The organism is Gluconobacter sp. P1D12_c (assembly GCF_018812105.1).
GTDB classification, from domain to species: domain Bacteria; phylum Pseudomonadota; class Alphaproteobacteria; order Acetobacterales; family Acetobacteraceae; genus Gluconobacter; species Gluconobacter oxydans_A.
Window position 1 is genome coordinate 1 of sequence record NZ_JACSIQ010000226.1, and the last position, 561, is coordinate 561.

At 57.0% G+C, this 561-nt stretch carries 1 protein-coding gene and 1 pseudogene; one reads left to right on the plus strand and one right to left on the minus strand.

The features are described from left to right. A partial coding sequence (locus tag KP705_RS20295) for a Tn3 family transposase (protein WP_252348435.1) occupies positions 1 to 205 on the plus strand: 205 nt, incomplete at its 5' end. Between the two features lie 97 nt (positions 206 to 302). Here the strand turns inward: KP705_RS20295 and KP705_RS21470 are convergent. Next, a pseudogene (locus tag KP705_RS21470) lies at positions 303 to 560 on the minus strand (plasmid recombination protein); the annotation flags it as partial. Position 561 lies beyond the last annotated feature (1 nt).

A 561-nucleotide genomic window follows, 5' to 3' on the forward strand; every position in this document is an offset into this window, starting at 1 on the left:
GGCAGCGGTTATCCTATGGAATACGCGCTATCTTCAGTCTGCCATCGCAACGCTCGGCATTTCCGATGACCTGGCGCGGCATATTGCACCCCTCGGCTGGGAGCATATCTCTCTGACAGGGGACTATCGCTGGAATGTCGATGAGCAGCCCGAAGCGGGCGCGTTACGTCCGCTTCGGGTGCCTGCATCCCTGCTTGTCGCTTGAACCCCAATGCTGGCGGTTCTGTAGGTGTTMACACTAAGCGTACGTAAAATACACTTTCGTGTCGTGACCCCAAATACGCCTCCTGGTCAGCGTTCCGGTTCTCGAACGCGCCAGGTGAGGACGTGACCAGGTATTCGATGCACTGGACGGCGTTCTTGCGGATCTTCTCAGGTAGCGCCTTCTCGAACGCGATCATGCCCTGTTTGACGTTCTGCGGCCCGATCAGGTCATTGTCTGGCGTTCTCGTGGCGTCAGCGTTTGGCGTATCCTGCTCTCGGTAGGCGTGCTTCATGGACGCCCTGACGGACTTGGGCGATTTGAGTTTCTGAACCCGAAGAATGGCGAATTTTGACATG